The sequence below is a fragment of the Pseudomonas sp. ChxA genome, assembly GCF_030263855.1.
Taxonomy (GTDB): Bacteria; Pseudomonadota; Gammaproteobacteria; order Pseudomonadales; family Pseudomonadaceae; genus Aquipseudomonas; species Aquipseudomonas fluorescens_CB.
The window spans coordinates 4,753,384-4,772,424 of the sequence record NZ_JARPMK010000001.1; the positions used below are offsets into that span (position 1 = coordinate 4,753,384).

Consider the following 19,041-nt stretch of genomic DNA (forward strand, 5'->3'; position numbering starts at 1 on the left):
TGGATGCTTAGAAAGCGCCCATGTAATCGCGCTTGCCCACTTCCACACCGTTGTGGCGCAGCAAAGCGTAAGCGGTAGTGACGTGGAAGAAGAACTGCGGCAGGCCGTAGGTCAGCAGGTAGGACTGGCCGCTGAAGCGCTTCTCTTTCGGCGTGCCTGGACGGGTGATGATTTCGATGCCTTCCTTGCCGTCGACTTGCTCAGGCTTGATGGTGTCGACAAACGCCAGCACCTTGGCGATCAGCGCTTGCAGGTCGGCGAAAGTCACTTCGCTGTCTTCGTACTTGGGTACTTCGATTTCGGCCAGGCGCGCAGAAACGCCCTTGGCGAAGTCGACGGCGATCTGCACCTGGCGCACCAGCTGGAACATGTCCGGGAACAGACGCGCTTGCAGCAAGGCGTTGGGTTCGATGTTCTTGGCGGTGGCGTGGGCTTCGGCTTTGTTCAGTACATCACTCAGGGCGTTGAGCATTTGCTTGAAGACCGGGATGGAGGCGGCGTACAGGGAAATAGTCATGACAGTCTCACGGTAATGGCAGGGTTTGGAACCAGCGGCGATTATAGCCATGCCTGCAGCTTGTCTTTTATTTTTTCAGGATTAGGCTAGTGAGCTTCACTGCATAGGGAAAGCGCGATGACCGCCGAGCACGACACCGACACCCCTGAGCCGCGCCTGAACAGCACGGAAATCCGCGTCCTGGGCTGCCTGATCGAAAAACAGGCGACCAATCCGGAAACCTACCCCCTGACGCTCAATGCGCTGGTGCTGGCCTGCAACCAGAAGACCAGCCGGGAGCCGGTGACCAACTTGAGCCAGGGCCAGGTCGGCCAGAGCCTGCGGGTGCTCGAAGGCCAAGGCTTTACCCGCCTGGTGATGGGCAGCCGCGCCGACCGCTGGGAACATCGGGTGGACAAGGCGCTGGAGTTGGTGCCGGCCCAGGTGATCCTGATCGGGCTGCTGTTTCTGCGCGGGCCGCAGACCGTCAACGAACTGTTGACCCGTAGCGGGCGCATGCATGATTTTGAAGATGCCGAACAGGTCGTACACCAGCTCGAACGCCTGATTGCGCGCGGGCTGGCAGTACTGGTGCCGCGCCAGGCCGGGCAACGGGAAGACCGTTATACCCATTCGCTGGGGGATCCGGCGGATATTGAGGCGATTATCGCGGCGCGCGGCAGCCCGGTGGAGCGCTCGGCCGGTGGGGTTTCGGTGGAGCGTATTGAAGAGCTTGAAGCCCGAATTGCAGCATTGGAAGAGCGTTTGGCCCAACTGGAACAGGCTTAACTCGATTAAAAATGTGGGAGCGGGCTTGCCCGCGATTACGGTGGGTCAGTGACGTATAAGGCGGCTGACACGCCCTCATCGCGGGCAAGCCCGCTCCCACATTTGGATCTGCGCAGCGCTTCAGGTTCGGGCAAAGGCCACCGCCGCCTCAAACTGCTCTTGCGTCGGCCGCACACCGGTGTACAGCACAAACTGCTCCAATGCCTGGATTGCGATCACTTCCAACCCGGTAATCACCCGTTTGCCCTGGGCACGCCCGCGCACGATCAATGGCGTTTCGGCGGGGATCGCCACCACATCGAATACAGTGTCAGCGGCGTTCACAGCGTCAGCCGCAAAGGCCAACTGGTCCGCCTCTGCCCCACCGGTCATGCCGATTGGCGTCACGTTGACCAGCATCTGTGGGCGCAACTCGCCCAGCTCTGCTTGCCACTCATACCCCAGGCTCTGCGCCAACGCCCGGCCCGCCGCTTCATTGCGCGCCACAATCACGCCGTTGGCATAACCGCCGTCACGCAGGGCACTGGCCACCGCCTTGCCCATGCCACCGCTGCCACGCAGGGCAAAGGTCGAGTCTTTGGGCACCGCATGTTTTTTCAGCAGTTGTTCCACCGCAATGTAGTCGGTGTTGTAAGCCTTGAGATGGCCGTCGGTGTTAACGATGGTGTTGAGCGAAGTAATGGCCTTGACCGAGGCATCCAACTCATCGACCAGGGCGATGGCAGCTTCCTTGAACGGCATGGACACCCCGCAACCACGGATGCCCAGCGCTCGGATACCGCCGATCGCGCCGGGCAAATCCTGGCTGCTGAAGGCTTTATAGTAGAAGTTCAGCCCCAGCTGTTCGTACAGATGGTTGTGAAATCGCAAGCCAAAATTCCCGGGACGCGCCGACAATGACATGCACAGTTGGGTGTCCTTGTTGGGGTGCATCTGCATGAAAAACTCCTTTGAGTAAGCAAATCGGTACAGACCTTACACAACCTTTACCTAGCGGCTGTGCTGTTTTTCAGAAATACGTTGTCTTAAAAGTATCCCCGCGACAATCCTTGAGTCTATTGATTGCAGACCACAAGCGCAGGGGCTAACCGAGGAATGACCATGATTCGTAAAATCCCCAAAATCGCCTTGCTTATCGGCGCACTCGCTATGGCAGGCCAAGCCTCCGCCCACGGTGGTGGTTGGGGTGGCCCGGCCATATTGGGTGGTTTGATCGGCGCAGCCGTTGTTGGCTCCGTAGTTGCCAGCCAATCGCAACCGGTCTACGTGCAGCAACCGGTATATGTCCAGCCGCAACCGGTGTATGCCGCGCCGCCGCCGGTCTACTACGCACCGCCGCCACCGGTGTATGTGCAACAGCAGGTTTACTACCGCCCGGCGCCGGTCTATTACGGCCCACCGCGCGGCTACTACGGCCCTCCCCACGGTTATTATGGCCGCGGCTGGTAACAGGCAATCACGCTGTAAATGAACAGGCCCCGCCCACACGCGGGGTCTTTTTTTTAAGTGGCTTTTTTGCCTGACTTTTTTGTCTGAGTTTTTGTCAACAAGCCCGGTTTTATCATGCCAAGGTCGTTATGAGGACAATGCCCGAGCCGCAATCCCACATCATGACGATCAAATGTCCACTTGCTTGACTTGGGCCTGCGCTGTCATGTTTACGTCACCCAACAGTCTCACTATCGAGCGGTCCACCCAATAACAATTAAGGACGACTGACCATGCCCACGCAAAACCCGCACCGCACTGCTGGCCTGTGCACGTCCAGCAAGGTCTACAGCGCACTTACCGAACTCAAGCACCTTGAGGGCCACCGCAGCGCAAAGTTTCTCGCGTTGCTGGCAGAAAACCTGGTGCGCAAAGGCCTGCTCAGTGAACAGGAAGTGGTGAACATGCTCGATCAAGTGGTGGATTGACGCCTGGCGTTAATGTTGACTATCGAGATGGGTGATTTTTCCTACGCGCCATCAGCCCGTAAGGTGACCCCCATAGCAATTGGAGGTCCCTATGCCTACTGTTCAAATCATGTCCGTTGTCGGCAGTGCCGTCCCCGCCCCACTCCGGGAGCTTGGGTTGTTGGCCTGCTGGTATGTGGTACGCGATGGCGAAACCATCAGCGGCCCGCTCACCTCACTGTCCGCTGCGCAACAACAGCAACAGCAGGTGTCGAACTTCAGGCTCCATGCCTGAAGCCTCACGCCTAAAATCTAGGGCAATGGCAGCTTGACCCTTGGCTTGCTTTCAACAAACAACGCCCAGCTGGACATAAACAGCGCCGCCACCAGTGGCCCGATCACAAAGCCATTCAAGCCAAACACCGACAGACCGCCCAAGGTCGAGATCAGGATCAGGTAATCCGGCATCTTGGTGTCCTTGCCCACCAGGATCGGGCGCAGCACATTGTCCACCAGCCCGATCACGAACACGCCGAACAAGCCCAGCACCACGCCCTGCCAGATCGAACCGCTCAACAGGAAATAGGCGGCCACCGGCCCCCACACAATCCCCGCGCCGACCGCCGGCAACAACGACAGAAACGCCATCAGCACCGCCCAGAGCAACGCGCTGGGAATGTCCAGGAACCAGAAGATCAAACCGCCCAGCGCACCCTGGGTCACGGCGACCAGCACGTTGCCCTTGACGGTGGCGCGCACCACCCGATTGAACTTGAGTTGCAACCGGCGCTTTTGCGGCTCGGCCAACGGCACCGCCGTGCGTACCTTGCGCACCAGTTCCGGGCCGTCACGCAGCAGAAAAAACAGCAGGTACAGCATGATGAAAAAGCTCACCAGGAAATCAAACGTGCCCTGGCCGAAGCTGAACGCCTGGGTAGCAAAAAACTGGCTGCCCTGCATCGCGCTCTTGACGATCTTTTCGCGCAGGCCTTCCAGGTTGCCCATGCCGAAACGGTCGAGCAGGTGCTGGAAGTACGGTGGCAGGAAGTTCTTGAACTGTTCGATATACCCCGCCACGTCCAATTTGCCGCTTTCGATATTTTTGTAGAGGGTGGCGCCCTCTTGCACCAGCAGCACGCTGGTGATGATCACCGGCAAAATCGCAATCACCAGGCACACCGTCAGAGTCGCCAGCGATGTCAGGTTGCGGTTATAGCCAAAACGCAGCTGCAAGCGCCGTTGCATCGGGGCGAAGATAATGCCGAGGATGACTGCCCAGAACACCGCGCCGTAGAACGGCAGCAATATCCAGATAAAGGCGATGGTCACCAGGACCAGCAATAACAGCAAGGTTTTGAATTGAAGGTTGGTTTGGTTCATGTCCGGTCCATGTCAGAAAAGCAGAGGGCCTTCAGCGGCCCTGTTGCTTAGTCCGCGGCAAAACCTGGGAGTGCCCTCCAAGCATAGACCGCGTTATTGAATCGCCTTGACCTCACTCAGTAATGCCTCGATCACCTGCTCCTGGGCCTCGTAACGCCCCTCGCCGAAATGGCTGTAGCGCACTTGGCCTTTGGCATCGATCAAGTAGTGGGCTGGCCAATATTGGTTATCGAAGCTGCGCCAGATCGCGTAGTTATTGTCGATGGCCACCGGGTAACCAATGCCGAGCTTGCGCACCTGCTCTTTGACGTTGGCCGGAATGTGCTCAAACGCGTATTCGGGTGTGTGTACGCCAATCACCACCAAACCGTCTTTTTCGTAGCGTTTGGCCCAGCTATTGACGTAGGGCAGCGCGCGCCGGCAGTTGATGCAGTCATAGGTCCAGAAATCCACCAGCACCACTTTGCCTTTGAGCGCTTCAAGGCTCAGGGGCGGCGAATTGAGCCATTCAACCGCCCCCGCCAGCGACGGCATAGCGCCCGCAGGCTGTTTACTTTCGCCGCTGGCCGCCAGGCTTACGGTCAGGCTAGCGGTCAGGGCAAAAGCCAGCAGCAGGCTGGCAAACAGGAACGTGATAGGTCGCATGGGGATTACCTTGTCGAGTCGCAGAGTGCCTATTGGAACCCTTTGAGGTATCCCGCCTGTGTCGAGCAGCCTCCGCCGATACACGTCGATACAAAACCGGCAAAAGCCCGACCTGGATCAATAAATACCCGCGCCCACTGCTTTACCCTCGCGACCTTTTGCGACCTGAGCCCATGCCTCCCGTGATTGCCCCTGAATTGCTCGCCCCCGCCGGCACCCTGAAAAACATGCGTTACGCCTTTGCCTACGGCGCCGATGCGGTCTACGCCGGCCAGCCACGCTACAGCCTGCGGGTGCGCAATAACGAGTTCGACCACGCCAACCTCGCGCTCGGCATCCAGGAGGCGCATGCACTGGGCAAGCGCTTTTACGTGGTGGTCAATATTGCCCCGCACAATGCCAAGCTCAAGACCTTCCTCAAGGATTTAGCCCCGGTGATCGCCATGGGCCCGGACGCGTTGATCATGTCCGACCCAGGCTTGATCATGCTGGTACGCCGTCACTTCCCGTGCATGCCGATTCATTTATCGGTGCAGGCCAATACAGTGAACTGGGCCAGCGTCGAGTTCTGGCAGCAGCAAGGTATCGGCCGGGTGATTCTGTCGCGAGAGTTGTCACTGGAAGAAATCGGCGAAATCCGCCAACAGGTGCCCGCCATGGAGCTGGAAGTGTTTGTGCATGGCGCCCTGTGCATGGCCTATTCCGGGCGCTGCTTGTTGTCCGGCTATATGAACAAGCGCGATGCCAACCAAGGCACCTGCACCAACGCCTGCCGCTGGAAATACTCGGCCACGCCGGCGGTGGAGAACGCCACGGGCGACATCGTCCAGCACTGTGAACCGACCTTGGGGATCGGCGCGCCGACCGACCAGGTGTTTTTGCTGCAGGAAGCCAACCGCCCGGACGAGCAAATGCCAGCCTTCGAAGACGAACACGGCACCTACATCATGAACGCCAAGGACCTGCGCGCCGTGCAGCACGTGGAGCGCCTGACGCACATGGGCGTGCATTCGCTGAAGATCGAAGGCCGCACCAAGTCACACTTCTATTGCGCGCGCACCACCCAGGTGTATCGCCAGGCCATTGACGATGCGGTGGCTGGCCGGGCGTTTGACCGTAACCTGATGACTAACCTTGAGTCCCTGGCCCAACGCGGCTACACCGAAGGTTTCCTGCGTCGCCATGTACACGACGAATACCAGAACTACCAGAACGGCAGCTCGGTGTCGGAGCGCCAGCAGTTTGTCGGCGAATTGACCGGCGAACGCCGGGGCGAGCTGGCCGAGGTCAAGGTGAAGAACCGCTTTGCCGTGGGTAATCATCTGGAATTGATGACACCGGCCGGCAACTTTCACTTTGACCTGGCCAACCTGCACAACGCCAAGGGCGAGGCCATAGACGTGGCGCCGGGGGATGGACACACCGTGTATCTACCCCTGCCCGCGGAGATGGACCTGCGCTTCGGCCTGTTGATGCGTGACGTCTGACACGGCGCCGCACAAACAATCGCGCCTCACACCTGATCTCCAGGTCCAGCAATAAAACAGGCCAATGCAACCTGTGGCGAGGGAGCTTGCTCCCGTTGGACTGCGTAGCAGTCCCATTCTTTTAAAGCCAAGAGCGGGGCAGCTTCGCAGCCCAACGCAGGGCAAGCCTGCTCGCCACAGTGACAGTGTTCGTCGTTACAACGCGTCGCCGCACAGAACTGGCGGATCGCCTCGCACGCCTGTAACAGCGAGTCGTCGTCCAAGGCGTAGGCAATACGCAGGTACGGCGCCAAGCCAAATGCGCTGCCGTGTACCACGGCCACATTGGCTTCCTCGAGCAAGGCGTGGGCCACGTCTTCGTCGGTTTGCAGCAGTTTGCCGCCAGGCGTGGTGCGCCCCAGCAAACCCGCGCAGTTGGCGAAGGCGTAAAACGCGCCGGATGGGTTCGCGCATGCAAGGCCTGGGGTTTTATTGAGCAACGCCACCACCTGATCGCGGCGCTTCTCGAACACGGCACGCGACTGCCGGATAAAATCCTGCGGCCCGCGCAAGGCGGCGATGGCGGCGTGCTGGGAAATCGCACTGGCCCCCGATGTCTGCTGGCCCTGAAGTTTTTCCATCGCCTCCAGCAACCAGCGCGGTCCGGTGGCAAAACCGATGCGCCAGCCGGTCATGGCGTAGGCTTTGGAGACGCCGTTCATGGTCAGCACCCGTGGCGCCAGGCGCGGCTCGACTTGCGCCAGGGTATGAAAGGTTTGCCCGTCGAACAGCAGGTGTTCGTAAATATCGTCCGCCAGCACCAGCACCTGCGGATGCTCCAGCAGCACATTCGCCAGCGCCTGCAACTCTTGCCGGCTATACACCGCGCCGGTCGGGTTGGACGGTGAATTGAGGATCAGCCAGCGCGTGTTCGGCGTGATCGCCGCCGCCAGCGCCTCCGGCGTCAGCTTGAAACCCTGCTCGGCACTGCACGCCACAACCCTGGCGGTGCCACCGCACAGTTCCACCATCTCCGGGTAACTGACCCAGTACGGTGCGGGCACAATCACCTCGTCGCCTTCATTCAGGGTGGCGGCCAGGGCGTTGGAGATCACATGCTTGCCGCCGTTGCTCACCAGCGTGTCCTGCCAGGTCACGTCCAGGCCATTTTCGCGGCGGAATTTCTGCGCCACGGCCTCACGCAAGGCCCGTATACCCGCGACTTGGGTGTAGCGCGTGTGGCCGTTGCGGATCGCGTCGATACCGGCCTGGCGGATATGGTCCGGGGTGTCGAAATCCGGCTCGCCGGCACACAGCGAAATGATCTTCGCACCTTCGGCACGGCGTGCGGCCACGCGGTCGATGATGCGGTAAGTGGCCGAGGGCTTGGCCTGGGCCAGGCGCTTGTTCAGCGTATTCACGAGGTTTTCCTTTGCAGCGTGTGATAACCCAGGGCTTCACGCGCTTGTTTCAAGGTCTTGCCGGCCTCGAGCTGCGTACGGATCTGCGATTCCACTTCCTCAATCTGGCGTGCGGTACGCGCCACTTCTTCGGCACGGGCGCGCGGCACCACCAGCACGCCATTCGCGTCGGCCACCACAATGTCCCGCGAGCACACGCGGGCACCACTGATGGCCACCGGCTGGTTCACCGACGCTACCTGCACGCGGTCCTTGCCGGTGCGCATGTAACGGCCCTTGCTGAACATCGGGTAACCGTCGCCCAGCGCTTTGCTGACGTCGCGGCACACGCCGTCGATGACCGTCGCGGCGATCCCTCGACTGCCGGCGTACTGGGTCATGATGTCGCCCCACACGGTGCAATCGGTGCGACCGGCATTGGCGAGCACCACCACATCGCCCGGCAGCACGTCTTCGATAAAATCACCGACTGAACCCGGCGGCATGCTGGCCGGCATGTATTGCACGGTAAACGCCGGGCCGACCACGGTGCCACGGTAGTTATCCAGCGGCGCTATACCCAGGCACTGGCCGGCAATGCCCAGCTTGTCCATGGCATCCGAGACGCCGGGCGTGTCGAGCCCTGCAAACAGGGCCACCAGTTGTTGGTCATTCATTGGGCTGTCTCCACGCGGATGGCTTCAAATTGGCTGTCGTGCATCACATCAGCGACCGAGCGGCCACTGCGCACCGCATCGACCATGCCGGCTTCACGGGCGGCGATGCGCTCGCCCAGGTCCAGCACCTGTTCGATCACCGCTGCCGGGATAAACACGCTGCCGCAACGGTCGGCAATAACGAAGTCGTCTTGCGACACCTTCACGCCCGCCACATCAATGGTGACGCCGGAGGCGACCTGCACCACCCGATTGCGCGCGCTGATCATGGTCACGCCACGGCCATACACCGGGTAACCAATGGTCGCACTGCCGTCGATGTCACGGCTGAAGCCGTCGATCACCGAACCACGAATATTCTTGGCCACGGCGGCATTGGCGATGATGTCACCCCAGCACGAAATACCGTCGATGCCGCCGGCAATCACCAGCACGCGGTCGTCGGTGGTGATGGCGTCGATTACTGGGGAAATCAGATGCACGCCAGGCGCGGCGTCAGTCTTGGGCGCCAGTTGGATGGTGCTGGCCCGACCGACGATTTTGGGGCAGGCCCACAACGGGCGAATGCCGACGACGGCGCCGGGCAGCTGCAAGAAGTCCAGAGCGTCGGAAACCGTGTTGGTATCGAGTTCAGCCAGGCGCTGAAGCGGGTCGAGCAGTGGCATGGAGGTGAGCCCCTGTTGTAGTTGGGGCTCAAGTCTCACGCAGGGGCAGTGATCGGTATATTCGTATTAGCGTTAGGCACACATACGCTGAAGCTATGGCTGATCAGATCCTGAACTGCCCCACCAACTGCCCCAGGCGCTGGCCCAGGTCCGCCAGGCTGCGCGAGGTTTGCGCGCCCAACTGGGTTTCATCCGCCACGCTGTCCACCGCCACGGCAATCTGATGCACGCTGCGGTTGATCTCTTCGGCCACGGCGGTCTGCTCTTCGGCGGCGCTGGCGATTTGCGCGTTCATTGAGTTAATGGTGCCGATCAACTGTGCCATGGTGTCGAGCGAGGCGCCGGCTTGGTTGGCCTGGGCCGACGTGCCGTCACCGGCATCACTGGAGCGGCGCATGGCATCTACAGCAGCGACCGTGCCCTTTTGCAGGCGGTCGATCATGCCCTGGATTTCCTGCGTACTGGTTTGCGTGCGACTGGCCAGCGCGCGCACCTCGTCGGCGACCACCGCAAAACCGCGCCCGGCCTCGCCTGCCCGTGCGGCTTCGATGGCGGCGTTGAGGGCCAGCAGGTTGGTCTGCTCGGCAATTGAGCGGATCACGCCGAGCACGCTGACAATCGACGACACGTCCTGCTGCAAGCTGTCGAGGGACACACCGCTGCTGCGGATATCGTTCACCAGTGCATGGATCTGCGCGATGCTGCCATCCACCACCCGCTTGGCTGCCTGGCCTTCGGCGTCGGTCTGTTGCGCGGCGACGGCGGCGCCCTGGGCACTGCGCGCCACTTCGTGGGCCGCCGAGGACATTTGGTTGATGGCCGTCGCCACCTGATCGGTCTCGTGACGCTGGCGTTCCATGGCGGTTTCCGAGCGCTGGGCTTGCTCGGACACCTGGCTGACCAGCCCGGTGAGTTGCGCGGTCATCTCGGTGATCTGGCGCACCAGCCCGTGGATCTTGTCGACAAAGCGGTTGAACGCGCCAGCCAAGTCCCCCAGCTCATCCTGGCTGGTGATGGCCAGACGCCGGGTCAAGTCGCCCTCGCCCGCCGCGATATCGTCGAGGTTGGCTTTCATCAGGTTCAGTGGGCGCAAGATGGTATTGGCCACCAGCATGCCCACCGCAGCGATCACCAGCAGCACCACCACCGCCACGCCGAGGATGCTCAGCAGCACGCCTTCCATGCGTTTCTCGACCTTGGCCTCGACCACCGCCACCTGGGCTTCGATGCCATCGAGGTTAACCGACGTACCAATCACCATGTCCCACTTGGGCAGGTATTCGGTGTAGCCGAGCTTGGGCACCAACTCGGTCTGGCCGGGCTGGGTCGAGCTGTATTGCAGGTAGTGGGTGCCGTCCTTGCCGACCTTGACCAGGTCGCGGTTGACGTAGACACCGTTGGGGTCGCGGTTGTCCTTGAAGCTCTTGCCTACACCGTCCGGGCTGTTGCCCTTGAACAGGCGGATGGTCTCGGAGTCGTAGCCGAAGAAGTAGCCGTCCTTGCCATACGCCGTATTGGACAGCAGCTTGACCACCTGCGCGCGCGCCGCTGTATCGCCGGGAGCGGCCGCGTCGTAGAGCGGCTTGATGGTGGTCATCGCCACTTCCACATAACTTTGCAGCGTGGCCTTGGCGTCATTGAGCAGGCGCTGGCGGGTTTCATCCACCTCATTGCGCGCCTGGCCCTGCAGGATCCACACGGTGGTCAGGCTGATGACCACGGCAAACAACAACACCGGCACGACGGCCAGGGACAGGACTTTGGCCTTTAAACTCAGACGCATGGCTTTTCTCTCTTATTCGTGGCGACTTGAGAGGTTAACGGCCAGTGGCGAAATATCTGTAGGACACCTGAACTTAGTGGAGACTGGGACTGTTGTGGCGAGCAGGCTTGCCCTGCGTTGGGCTGCGTAGCAGCCCCCTTTTCAGGCGCCGTAACACGCCAGGTAGATCGAGGTGTCTGGATTCAGGACCGCTTCGCGCTCCAACGCAGGGCAAGCCTGCTCGCCACAATTGAGCCTGTTGCAGAGACTAGAGGGTCATCGCGGCAATCCAGCCAAACGCCAGCAACGGAATGTTGTAGTGCAGGAAGGTCGGCACCACGGTGTCCCAGATATGGTGATGCTGGCCGTCAATATTCAGGCCGGAAGTCGGGCCGAGCGTGGAGTCCGACGCTGGCGAACCGGCATCGCCCAATGCACCCGCCGTACCCACGATGCACACAATCGCCAACGGGCTGAAGCCCAACTGCACACACAACGGCACAAAAATCGCCGCCAGAATCGGCACGGTGGAAAATGACGAACCAATGCCCATGGTCACCAACAGCCCCACCAGTAACATCAGCAACGCGCCCACACCACGGCTGTGACCAATGAATGCCGCCGAGGCTTGCACCAGTGAGCGCACGTCACCGGTGGCCTTGAGCACTTCGGCAAACCCCGAGGAGGCGATCATGATGAAGCCGATCATCGCCATCATCTTCATGCCTTCGGTGAACAGGTCGTCGGTCTCGCGCCAGCGCACAATGCCCGACACCGAGAAGATCAGAAAGCCAGCCAGGGCGCCGATGATCATCGAATCCAGCCACAGCTGAATGATAAACGCCGAGGCAATTGCCAGGCCGGCCACCAGCAGGGTCAGTGGGTTGTATTGCACGGCTACTTGCTCGACGCGCTCGATTTTCTCCAGGTCATACACCCGCTTTTTGCGATAGCTGATAAACACCGCCACCAGCAGGCCGACCACCATGCCCAACGCGGGCAGGCCCATGGCATGGGTCACGTTGACCTGGCTGATGTCCACGCCGCTCTTGGCGACGTTGGCCAGCAGGATCTGATTAAGGAAAATATTGCCGAAGCCCACCGGCAGGAACATATACGGTGTGATCAGGCCGAAGGTCATCACGCAGGCGATCAGGCGGCGATCCAGTTGCAGCTTGGTCAGCACATAAAGCAGTGGCGGCACCAGCAGCGGAATAAACGCGATATGGATCGGCAGGATATTCTGCGAAGCAATCGCCACCACCCACAACAGGCCGATCAGCAGCCATTTGACATGACTGCCGCCGGTGGCTTCCTGGCGATCGACCAATAGCAGCGCCTTGTCCGCCAAGGCATGCGCCAGGCCGGACTTGGCAATCGCCACCGCGAACGCGCCGAGCAAGGCGTAGGACAACGCCACGGTCGCGCCGCCGCCCAAGCCTCCGTTAAAGGCCTTGAGCGTGGCCTCGATGCCCAACCCGCCGGTCAAGCCCCCGACCAGGGCGCCGACGATGATGGCGATGACCACATGCACACGGGACAAACTGAGCACCAGCATGGTGCCGACCGCGGCGATGACTGCGTTAATCATGGTTACCTCAAGCAAAAAACATAAAAAACAGACAGGCCTGCGACCGGGCGGCCATCAAGTGGCGTCCGTGTGCAGGCTTTAAGAGGTCTTATTAGAGGGCGCGCACTTTGCAGCAGGCGGGCGCGCATGTCAAAAACGGTGGCGAGGGAGCTTGCTCCCGCTGGGCTGCGCAGCAGCCCCAAAAAGCGCGACCAGGGCGCCTGCTTGGCAGTCGAACGGGAGCAAGCTACCTCTCCACAAAAGCAGCTTTAAATTGAACGTTTGAATAAAGAAATATCCGGGCGCGCCGATAACGAGGGTCTCTCTGTGTTTTCAGGTAAGGATGTCCCGATGTCGCTTAGACAGCTCTCCATTCAATGGAAAATCACCCTGCTCGCGGGCCTGTGCCTGCTGGGGATCGTGACCCTGCTGGTGGGTCTGTCGCTGTATCGCATGGAGCAGAGTTCACAGCAGGTCAAAGCCTCCAGCATGCAGATGCTCGACGCGTCCGCCCAGGCGCGCATCGAGGCCCAAGGTGAAGTGCAGGCGCTGGGCATTCGCCAGCAATTCATGGACGCCTATCAGTACGGCCATGGTTTTTCGCGCCAAGTGTTGTTTTTGCGTGAGCAGGCGGAAAAACGCTTCCTCGACGCCTTCGATACCCGCGAAGACCTGACCCGCCAAGTCAAGGCCGCCCTGCAAGCCAACCCCGATCTGCTCGGCCTGTCGTTGGTGTTTGAAGCCAATGCGCTGGACGGCAAGGACGAGTTGTTCGCCAATCAGGCAGAACTGGGCAGCAACGACAAAGGCCGCTTCGCCCTCTACTGGTCGCAGCCCACACCCGGCAAACTCACCTCCATGTCGCTGCCCGAAAGCGACATGGCCGACATCAGCGTCGGCCCCAGCGGCGAGAAGGCTAACGCCTGGTTCACCTGCCCACGTACCACGCTGAAACCCTGCGTGATCGAACCGTACTTTTATGTAATCGACGGGCAAAACGTGCTGATGACCAGCATCGTCTTCCCGCTGATGGTCAACGGCAAAGTCATCGCCTCGCTGTCGGTGGACATCAACCTCAACAGCTTGCAGGCCGTGAGCCAACAGGCCAGCCAGAAGCTGTATGACGGCCAGACCCAAGTCAGCATCCTCAGCCCCACCGGTTTGCTCGCCGGCTATAGCCCGGACGCCAGCAAACTCAGCCAGCGCCTGGATCAGGTCGACACCACCAGCGGCGCGCAATTGATCAGCGTGCTGGCCAGTAACCCCCAGACCAGCAGCCTGCGTACCGATCACCAACTCAAGGTGCTGGCGCCATTCGCGCCGATTCCCGGCGGCAAGCCGTGGGGCGTGTTGCTGGACGTGCCGGAAAAAGTCCTGGTTGGCCCCGCCGAAACGCTCAAGGCGCAGTTGGACGCGGACAACGCCCGCGGCACGCTGCTGGAGTTGAGCCTGGGCCTGCTGGCCGCCGTGGTCGGCTTGATACTGGTGTGGCTGATGGCCCGCAGCGTGACCCGGCCGATCCTTGGCGTAGCACGCATGCTTGAAGACATTGCCAGCGGCGAAGGCGACCTCACTCGCCGCCTGGCCTATGACAAACACGATGAGCTGGGCCAGTTGGCCGGCTGGTTCAACCGCTTCCTCGACAAGCTGCAACCGATCATTGCCCAAGTGAAACGCTCGGTGCAGGACGCCCGTGGCACTGCCGACCAGTCCGCCGCGATCGCCACGCAAACCAGCGCCGGCATGGAGCAGCAGTACCGCCAGGTCGATCAAGTGGCCACCGCCTCCCACGAAATGAGCGCCACCGCTCAGGACGTGGCGCGTAGCGCTGCCCAAGCAGCACACGCCGCACGCGATGCCGACCAGGCCACCCGCGACGGCTTGAGTGTGATCGACCGCACCACCACCAACATCGGCAACCTGGCAGCGGACATGAGTACGGCCATGGCCCAGGTCGAAGGCTTGGCGGCCAATAGCGAGAAGATCGGCTCAGTGCTGGAAGTGATTCGCGGCATCGCCGAGCAGACCAACTTGCTGGCGCTTAATGCCGCCATCGAAGCCGCCCGCGCCGGTGAGGCCGGGCGTGGCTTTGCGGTGGTCGCCGATGAAGTGCGCAACCTGGCGCGGCGCACCCAGGAATCGGTGGAAGAAACCCGCCTGGTGATCGAGCACCTGCAAAGTGGCACCACCGACGTGGTCGATTCCATGGGTAACAGCTATCGCCAGGCCCAGGGCAGTGTCGAGCAGGTTGGCCAGGCGGTCACCGCCCTGCGCCAGATCGGCGAAGCGGTCACGGTGATCAGCGACATGAACCTGCAAATCGCCAGCGCCGCCGAACAGCAAAGCGCCGTGGCCGAAGAGATCAACAGCAATGTGGCGACGATTCGGGATGTGACTGAATCGCTGTCGGAGCAAGCGAATGAATCGGCGCGGGTGAGCCAGGCGTTGAACAGCCAGGCGAATCAGCAGCAGGGGTTGATGGATCAGTTTAGGGTGTAACGGGACGCGGAGCGTCCAGGGCGGCGTTACCACGCAGAGCGTGGGAACGATCTTAACGCTTGGGTAATTCGATCAGCACCTTGAGCCCGCCCAGTTCGCTGTCCTGCAACTGCAACGTACCGCCCCACACCTCGACGATATCCCGCACGATCCCCAGCCCCAGGCCATGGCCGTGAATCTGCTCATCCAGCCGCGCACCGCGGCTGAGCACTTGCTCACGCTGGGCCTGCGGGATGCCGGGGCCGTCGTCTTCGACTGCCAGCAGAAAGCTGCCCGGGGTTTCGCTGACGGTCAAGCGCACGTCGGCATCCGCCCATTTGCAGGCGTTATCCAGCAGGTTGCCGAGCAGTTCCAGCAGGTCTTCGCGGTCCCAGGGCAATTGCAGACCGGGGTCGACGTGGTAGCTCAAGTCCAGGTGTTCACCGTGGATCATGCGCAAGGTGGCCAGCAGGCCGGGCAGTTCTTTTTCACAGTCGAACAGCGAACCCGGCAGGGTTTCGCCAGCCAGCCGGGCGCGGTTGAGTTCACGGTTGAGGCGTTGCTGCACCTGATCGAGTTGCTCGCGCAGCAGCTTGCCAAGTTCTGGGTGGTCCTTGAGCGCTTCGCTGGAGGCCGCACTCAATAGCACCGCCAGCGGGGTTTTCAGCGCATGGCCAAGGTTGCCCAAGGCATTGCGTGAGCGCTTGAGGCTGTCTTCGGTATGGGCCAACAGATGGTTGATCTGTGCCACCAGCGGCTCCAGTTCCAACGGCACTTGGGTATCGAGTTGCGAGCGCCGGCCCTGTTGCAGTTGGGCGATCTGGTTGCGTGCCGTCTCCAGCGGGCGCAAGGCGCGGCGCACGGTAACGCGTTGCAGAATCAGCACCAGCAACAGCGCCGCCAAGCCGATGATCAGACCAATCTGACGCATCAGGCGAAAGCTTTCGCGCACGGGCGTGTAATCCTGGGCCACGCTGATGGAGATCGACTGGCCGAAACGTTTGTAGTCCGAACGCAACACCAGCAGTTGCTGGCGTTCCGGCCCCAGTTGCAGGTTGCCCTTAAGCCCAGGTTCGGTCAGGCGCGGCAGTTCCTGGTCCCACAGCGAGCGGGAGCGCCAGTGGACGTCGGCAAAATCGATGCGGAAATAATGCCCGGAAAACGGCCGCTGGTAGGCCGGTGACAGACGCTGCTCATCCAACTGAACACCCTCAGGCCCGCGCACCAGTGCCACCAACAGGTTCTCGCTGTCGTTGCGCAGCCCGGCTTCCAGGTAGCGCTGCAAACCGGCCTCGAACAACCACAAACTGGTTTGCGCCAGCACCACGCCGACCACCACCATGACGCTGATCAGCCCCAGGCGCCGTTGAATCGACCTCATGCCGGAGCGGCGCCAAACCGGTAACCTTGGCCGCGCCGGGTTTCAATCACACTGCGCCCCAGCTTGCGGCGCAGGTGGTTGACGTGTACTTCCAGCACATTGGAGTCGCGCTCGGTCTCGCCGTCATACAGATGCTCGGCCAGATGGCTTTTCGACAGGATCTGTTCCGGATGCAGCATGAAGTAGCGCAGCAGGCGGAATTCGGCGGCGGTCAGTTGGATCTCGTCGCCATCGCGCAACACGCACTGGCGCCCTTCATCCAGGTGCAGGCCGGCGGCTTGCAGCGTCGGCTGGTTGGCCTGGCCGTGGGAACGACGCAACAGTGCCTGGATGCGCAGGTAGAGTTCTTCGGGGTGAAAGGGTTTGCTCAGGTAATCGTCGGCGCCGGCCTTGAGCCCTTCGATACGTTCGGCCCAGGAATCGCGTGCGGTCAGCACCAACACGGGCGTGGCCAAGGCCGCCGCGCGCCATTGCGCCAGCACCTCCAGACCGGGCAGGCCCGGCAAGCCAAGGTCGAGGATGATCAGGTCATAGGGTTCGCTGCGGCCTTGATACGCGGCATCGCGCCCATCGGCCAGCCAGTCGACCGCGTAGCCCTGGCGCTGCAGGCCGGCCAGCAATTCGTCAGCCAGCGGTACGTTGTCTTCCACCAGAAGCAGGCGCATCAATCGTCTTCCTTATCTTTGAGCAGCTTACCGGTACTGGCGTCGAGCTCGATTTCGCGCACCACACCCTCGACGGTCAACAACTCGATCTCGTAGATATAGCGCACCGGCCGATCCTTGTGCTCTTCAAGTTCGGCATCCAGCAACTTGGCACCCGGGTAGCGCTCCAGCGCCGGACCCAGCAACTGTTCCAACGGCGCGATGACACCTTCCTGACGCAGACGCAGGGCCTCATCCTGCCCAAGGTCATGGGCCGACAGGCTGGCGCTGCTCAGTAGCAACACCAGCGCCACCTGACTGCCTGCGCGTAGATTTACCTTCATTACGTATCCTGATGTTCCTTGAGGGCGGCCCGATGAGGGACATGGGCCACCACGGTACCCGTGACAACTTAACTGAAACTGAATTGCCACCATGGCAATTTTCAATCGGCATCCTTACCCATCGCTGCAAGAATTCTCTTATATTGCCTGTTCGCTGCAACCGAGACCTGTATGACTGCCATCCACATCAAATTTCCCGCCCTGACCCTCAAGGCCGGCAAACGCGCGTTCACCCGCATTCGCGAGCAAGGCCTTGCGCCCGCGGATGTCGGTATCCTACCCGGTGCGGCCGGTGGCCCCAAGGCACTGGGCATTCAAGGCCTGGACCTGGCGCTGTTCGGCGATTGGCTGCCGCGCGCGCCGCGTGCGCGCGCATTGATCGGCGCGTCCATCGGCTCCTGGCGCTTTGCCAGTGCGTGCCTGCCCGACCCGGTGCAAGGCCTGCTGGACCTCGGCCGCCTGTATAACGAGCAACGCTTCGCCAAGGGCGTGACCATGGCTGAAGTCAGCCACAGCTGCCAGCGCATGCTCGACGACCTGCTGGCTGGCCGTGATGCGCGGGTGTTGGACAACCCCGACTATCGCCTGAATATCATGGTGGTCAAGAGCCACGGCCTGCTCGCCGATGACCACCGTGGGCGACTGGGACTGGGCCTGTCGTCGGTGATTGCCGACAACCTGCGTGGTCGTGCGCGACTGTCGCGGCATTTTGAGCGGTTGATTATCCACGACCCGCGCCAAGCGCCACCGGTGCATGCCCTGACGGACTTTCCCTCGCGCTTCCTCGACCTGCAGGTGGGCAACCTGCGCCAGGCACTGTTGGCCTCAGGTTCCATCCCCATGGTGATGCAAGGCGTGCGCGACCTGCCCGGCGCAGGCACGGGCACTTACCGAGACGGTGGCCTGCTGGACTACCACCTCGACCTGCCCTACCACGGCGACGACATCGTGCTGTACCCGCACTTCACCGACCGGGTGATCCCCGGCTGGTTCGACAAGGGCTTGCCGTGGCGGCGCAGTAACCCGCAAGGCTTGCAGGATGTGCTGCTACTGGCGCCCTCCAAGGACTACCTGGCCCGCCTGCCCCACGGCAAATTGCCGGACCGCAGCGACTTCAAGCGCTATATGGGCGATGACTCGAGCCGCAACAAATACTGGCAAACCGCGATGAGCGAAAGCCGGCGGCTGGGGGATGAGTTTCTGCAATTAGCCGATAACGGCGAACTGGGCGAGCGACTGCAAGCTCTGTGACCCAGCGGTATGCGCGGCAAGGGGTCAAGCTGTTAAACTTGCCGCCTGCCAGATACCTGACCGAGCTGAAAATACTGTGGAAATCTTCAAAGATTCCACGGTAGCCTCCCGCCTGAAACCACCCCTTCCCAATTCCCTCCGTACAACCCAACAAACAAATGCATTTGAGTATCACCGCGTACCACACGATACCTTCCC

General features: G+C 61.3%; 18 protein-coding genes and 1 pseudogene. 7 read left to right on the plus strand and 12 right to left on the minus strand.

Going from position 1 to position 19,041, the window contains the following annotated elements:
- Positions 1-7: 7 nt before the first annotated feature.
- Positions 8-517, minus strand: coding sequence for a DUF1993 domain-containing protein (locus P5706_RS21040; RefSeq protein WP_083359185.1), 510 nt, complete (start codon positions 515-517; stop codon positions 8-10).
- Positions 518-634: 117 nt separating this feature from the next.
- Here P5706_RS21040 and P5706_RS21045 point away from each other — a divergent pair, with 117 nt between their 5' ends.
- Positions 635-1,285 carry a YceH family protein gene (locus P5706_RS21045; protein ID WP_200431661.1) on the plus strand — a complete coding sequence of 217 codons (651 nt, stop codon included), beginning with the start codon at positions 635-637 and terminating at the stop codon, positions 1,283-1,285.
- Between the two features lie 120 nt (positions 1,286-1,405).
- Here P5706_RS21045 and P5706_RS21050 read toward each other — a convergent pair whose 3' ends face one another.
- The gene (locus P5706_RS21050) at positions 1,406-2,224 is read right to left on the minus strand and encodes a shikimate 5-dehydrogenase (RefSeq protein WP_285681508.1); all 819 of its coding nucleotides are present in this window, start codon (positions 2,222-2,224) and stop codon (positions 1,406-1,408) included.
- Between the two features lie 156 nt (positions 2,225-2,380).
- On the opposite strand from P5706_RS21050, the gene P5706_RS21055 reads away from it, so the two are divergent.
- The 3 genes from P5706_RS21055 to P5706_RS21065 all read left to right on the plus strand — a co-directional run bounded on the left by P5706_RS21055 (position 2,381) and on the right by P5706_RS21065 (position 3,475).
- On the plus strand, positions 2,381-2,734 hold the full coding sequence (locus P5706_RS21055) for a hypothetical protein (RefSeq protein ID WP_078741781.1): 354 nt from the start codon (positions 2,381-2,383) through the stop codon (positions 2,732-2,734).
- Between the two features lie 272 nt (positions 2,735-3,006).
- On the plus strand, positions 3,007-3,201 hold the full coding sequence (locus P5706_RS21060) for a hypothetical protein (RefSeq protein ID WP_010211349.1): 195 nt from the start codon (positions 3,007-3,009) through the stop codon (positions 3,199-3,201).
- A 91-nt stretch (positions 3,202-3,292) separates the two neighbouring features.
- Entirely contained in the window at positions 3,293-3,475 is a 183-nt protein-coding gene (locus P5706_RS21065) for a hypothetical protein (protein ID WP_017135285.1), read from the plus strand.
- A 17-nt stretch (positions 3,476-3,492) separates the two neighbouring features.
- Here the strand turns inward: P5706_RS21065 and P5706_RS21070 are convergent, their stop codons facing one another.
- Both P5706_RS21070 and P5706_RS21075 read right to left on the minus strand, forming a co-directional pair.
- Complete coding sequence (locus P5706_RS21070) at positions 3,493-4,560, minus strand: AI-2E family transporter (protein ID WP_138815487.1); 1,068 nt, start codon at positions 4,558-4,560, stop codon at positions 3,493-3,495.
- Between the two features lie 93 nt (positions 4,561-4,653).
- A pseudogene (locus P5706_RS21075) lies at positions 4,654-5,103 on the minus strand (thioredoxin family protein); the annotation flags it as partial.
- Positions 5,104-5,378: 275 nt separating this feature from the next.
- On the opposite strand from P5706_RS21075, the gene trhP reads away from it, so the two are divergent.
- A complete protein-coding gene (gene trhP / locus P5706_RS21080; protein WP_285681513.1) occupies positions 5,379-6,692 on the plus strand; it encodes a prephenate-dependent tRNA uridine(34) hydroxylase TrhP in 1,314 nt (437 codons plus the stop codon).
- A gap of 26 nt (positions 6,693-6,718) precedes the next feature.
- Here the strand turns inward: trhP and P5706_RS21085 are convergent, their stop codons facing one another.
- The 5 genes from P5706_RS21085 to P5706_RS21105 all read right to left on the minus strand — a co-directional run bounded on the left by P5706_RS21085 (position 6,719) and on the right by P5706_RS21105 (position 12,763).
- Complete coding sequence (locus P5706_RS21085; RefSeq protein ID WP_285681515.1) at positions 6,719-8,092, minus strand: pyridoxal phosphate-dependent aminotransferase; 1,374 nt, start codon at positions 8,090-8,092, stop codon at positions 6,719-6,721.
- Entirely contained in the window at positions 8,089-8,748 is a 660-nt protein-coding gene (locus tag P5706_RS21090; RefSeq protein ID WP_285681517.1) for an RraA family protein, read from the minus strand. Before P5706_RS21090 ends, P5706_RS21085 begins: the two co-directional genes overlap by 4 nt.
- Positions 8,745-9,413 (minus strand): RraA family protein, encoded by a 669-nt coding sequence (locus tag P5706_RS21095; RefSeq protein ID WP_285681519.1) that lies wholly within the window; start codon positions 9,411-9,413, stop codon positions 8,745-8,747. Before P5706_RS21095 ends, P5706_RS21090 begins: the two co-directional genes overlap by 4 nt.
- A gap of 103 nt (positions 9,414-9,516) precedes the next feature.
- Positions 9,517-11,196 carry a methyl-accepting chemotaxis protein CtpM gene (ctpM, locus tag P5706_RS21100; protein WP_200431655.1) on the minus strand — a complete coding sequence of 560 codons (1,680 nt, stop codon included), beginning with the start codon at positions 11,194-11,196 and terminating at the stop codon, positions 9,517-9,519.
- A 247-nt stretch (positions 11,197-11,443) separates the two neighbouring features.
- A complete protein-coding gene (locus P5706_RS21105) occupies positions 11,444-12,763 on the minus strand; it encodes a Na+/H+ antiporter family protein (RefSeq protein WP_285682798.1) in 1,320 nt (439 codons plus the stop codon).
- Positions 12,764-13,096: 333 nt separating this feature from the next.
- Here P5706_RS21105 and P5706_RS21110 point away from each other — a divergent pair, with 333 nt between their 5' ends.
- On the plus strand, positions 13,097-15,244 hold the full coding sequence (locus tag P5706_RS21110) for a methyl-accepting chemotaxis protein (RefSeq protein ID WP_285681521.1): 2,148 nt from the start codon (positions 13,097-13,099) through the stop codon (positions 15,242-15,244).
- Positions 15,245-15,296: 52 nt separating this feature from the next.
- Here the strand turns inward: P5706_RS21110 and P5706_RS21115 are convergent, their stop codons facing one another.
- The 3 genes from P5706_RS21115 to P5706_RS21125 are packed head-to-tail and all read right to left on the minus strand — an operon-like array spanning position 15,297 to position 17,592.
- A complete protein-coding gene (locus tag P5706_RS21115) occupies positions 15,297-16,604 on the minus strand; it encodes a sensor histidine kinase (protein ID WP_285681523.1) in 1,308 nt (435 codons plus the stop codon).
- Positions 16,601-17,269: a response regulator transcription factor gene (locus P5706_RS21120; RefSeq protein WP_017135293.1), complete on the minus strand. Its 669-nt coding sequence runs from the start codon at positions 17,267-17,269 to the stop codon at positions 16,601-16,603. The genes P5706_RS21115 and P5706_RS21120 overlap by 4 nt, the downstream gene beginning before the upstream one ends.
- Complete coding sequence (locus tag P5706_RS21125; RefSeq protein WP_138815476.1) at positions 17,269-17,592, minus strand: PepSY domain-containing protein; 324 nt, start codon at positions 17,590-17,592, stop codon at positions 17,269-17,271. Before P5706_RS21125 ends, P5706_RS21120 begins: the two co-directional genes overlap by 1 nt.
- Positions 17,593-17,763: 171 nt before the next feature.
- On the opposite strand from P5706_RS21125, the gene P5706_RS21130 reads away from it, so the two are divergent.
- Positions 17,764-18,843 carry a patatin-like phospholipase domain-containing protein gene (locus P5706_RS21130; RefSeq protein ID WP_200431652.1) on the plus strand — a complete coding sequence of 360 codons (1,080 nt, stop codon included), beginning with the start codon at positions 17,764-17,766 and terminating at the stop codon, positions 18,841-18,843.
- Positions 18,844-19,041: the final 198 nt, after the last annotated feature.

Excerpts from the sequence above, each read along its gene's own strand:
- P5706_RS21130 (WP_200431652.1), top strand. The coding sequence starts at position 17,764 with ATGACTGCCATCCACATCAAATTTCCCGCCCTGACCCTCAAGGCCGGC.
- P5706_RS21125 (WP_138815476.1), bottom strand. The coding sequence starts at position 17,592 with ATGAAGGTAAATCTACGCGCAGGCAGTCAGGTGGCGCTGGTGTTGCTA.
- trhP (WP_285681513.1), top strand. The coding sequence starts at position 5,379 with ATGCCTCCCGTGATTGCCCCTGAATTGCTCGCCCCCGCCGGCACCCTG.
- P5706_RS21115 (WP_285681523.1), bottom strand. The coding sequence starts at position 16,604 with ATGAGGTCGATTCAACGGCGCCTGGGGCTGATCAGCGTCATGGTGGTG.
- P5706_RS21090 (WP_285681517.1), bottom strand. The coding sequence starts at position 8,748 with ATGAATGACCAACAACTGGTGGCCCTGTTTGCAGGGCTCGACACGCCC.
- P5706_RS21060 (WP_010211349.1), top strand. The coding sequence starts at position 3,007 with ATGCCCACGCAAAACCCGCACCGCACTGCTGGCCTGTGCACGTCCAGC.
- ctpM (WP_200431655.1), bottom strand. The coding sequence starts at position 11,196 with ATGCGTCTGAGTTTAAAGGCCAAAGTCCTGTCCCTGGCCGTCGTGCCG.
- P5706_RS21120 (WP_017135293.1), bottom strand. The coding sequence starts at position 17,269 with ATGCGCCTGCTTCTGGTGGAAGACAACGTACCGCTGGCTGACGAATTG.
- P5706_RS21070 (WP_138815487.1), bottom strand. The coding sequence starts at position 4,560 with ATGAACCAAACCAACCTTCAATTCAAAACCTTGCTGTTATTGCTGGTC.
- P5706_RS21040 (WP_083359185.1), bottom strand. The coding sequence starts at position 517 with ATGACTATTTCCCTGTACGCCGCCTCCATCCCGGTCTTCAAGCAAATG.
- P5706_RS21095 (WP_285681519.1), bottom strand. The coding sequence starts at position 9,413 with ATGCCACTGCTCGACCCGCTTCAGCGCCTGGCTGAACTCGATACCAAC.
- P5706_RS21065 (WP_017135285.1), top strand. The coding sequence starts at position 3,293 with ATGCCTACTGTTCAAATCATGTCCGTTGTCGGCAGTGCCGTCCCCGCC.
- P5706_RS21055 (WP_078741781.1), top strand. The coding sequence starts at position 2,381 with ATGACCATGATTCGTAAAATCCCCAAAATCGCCTTGCTTATCGGCGCA.
- P5706_RS21050 (WP_285681508.1), bottom strand. The coding sequence starts at position 2,224 with ATGCAGATGCACCCCAACAAGGACACCCAACTGTGCATGTCATTGTCG.
- P5706_RS21045 (WP_200431661.1), top strand. The coding sequence starts at position 635 with ATGACCGCCGAGCACGACACCGACACCCCTGAGCCGCGCCTGAACAGC.
- P5706_RS21110 (WP_285681521.1), top strand. The coding sequence starts at position 13,097 with ATGTCGCTTAGACAGCTCTCCATTCAATGGAAAATCACCCTGCTCGCG.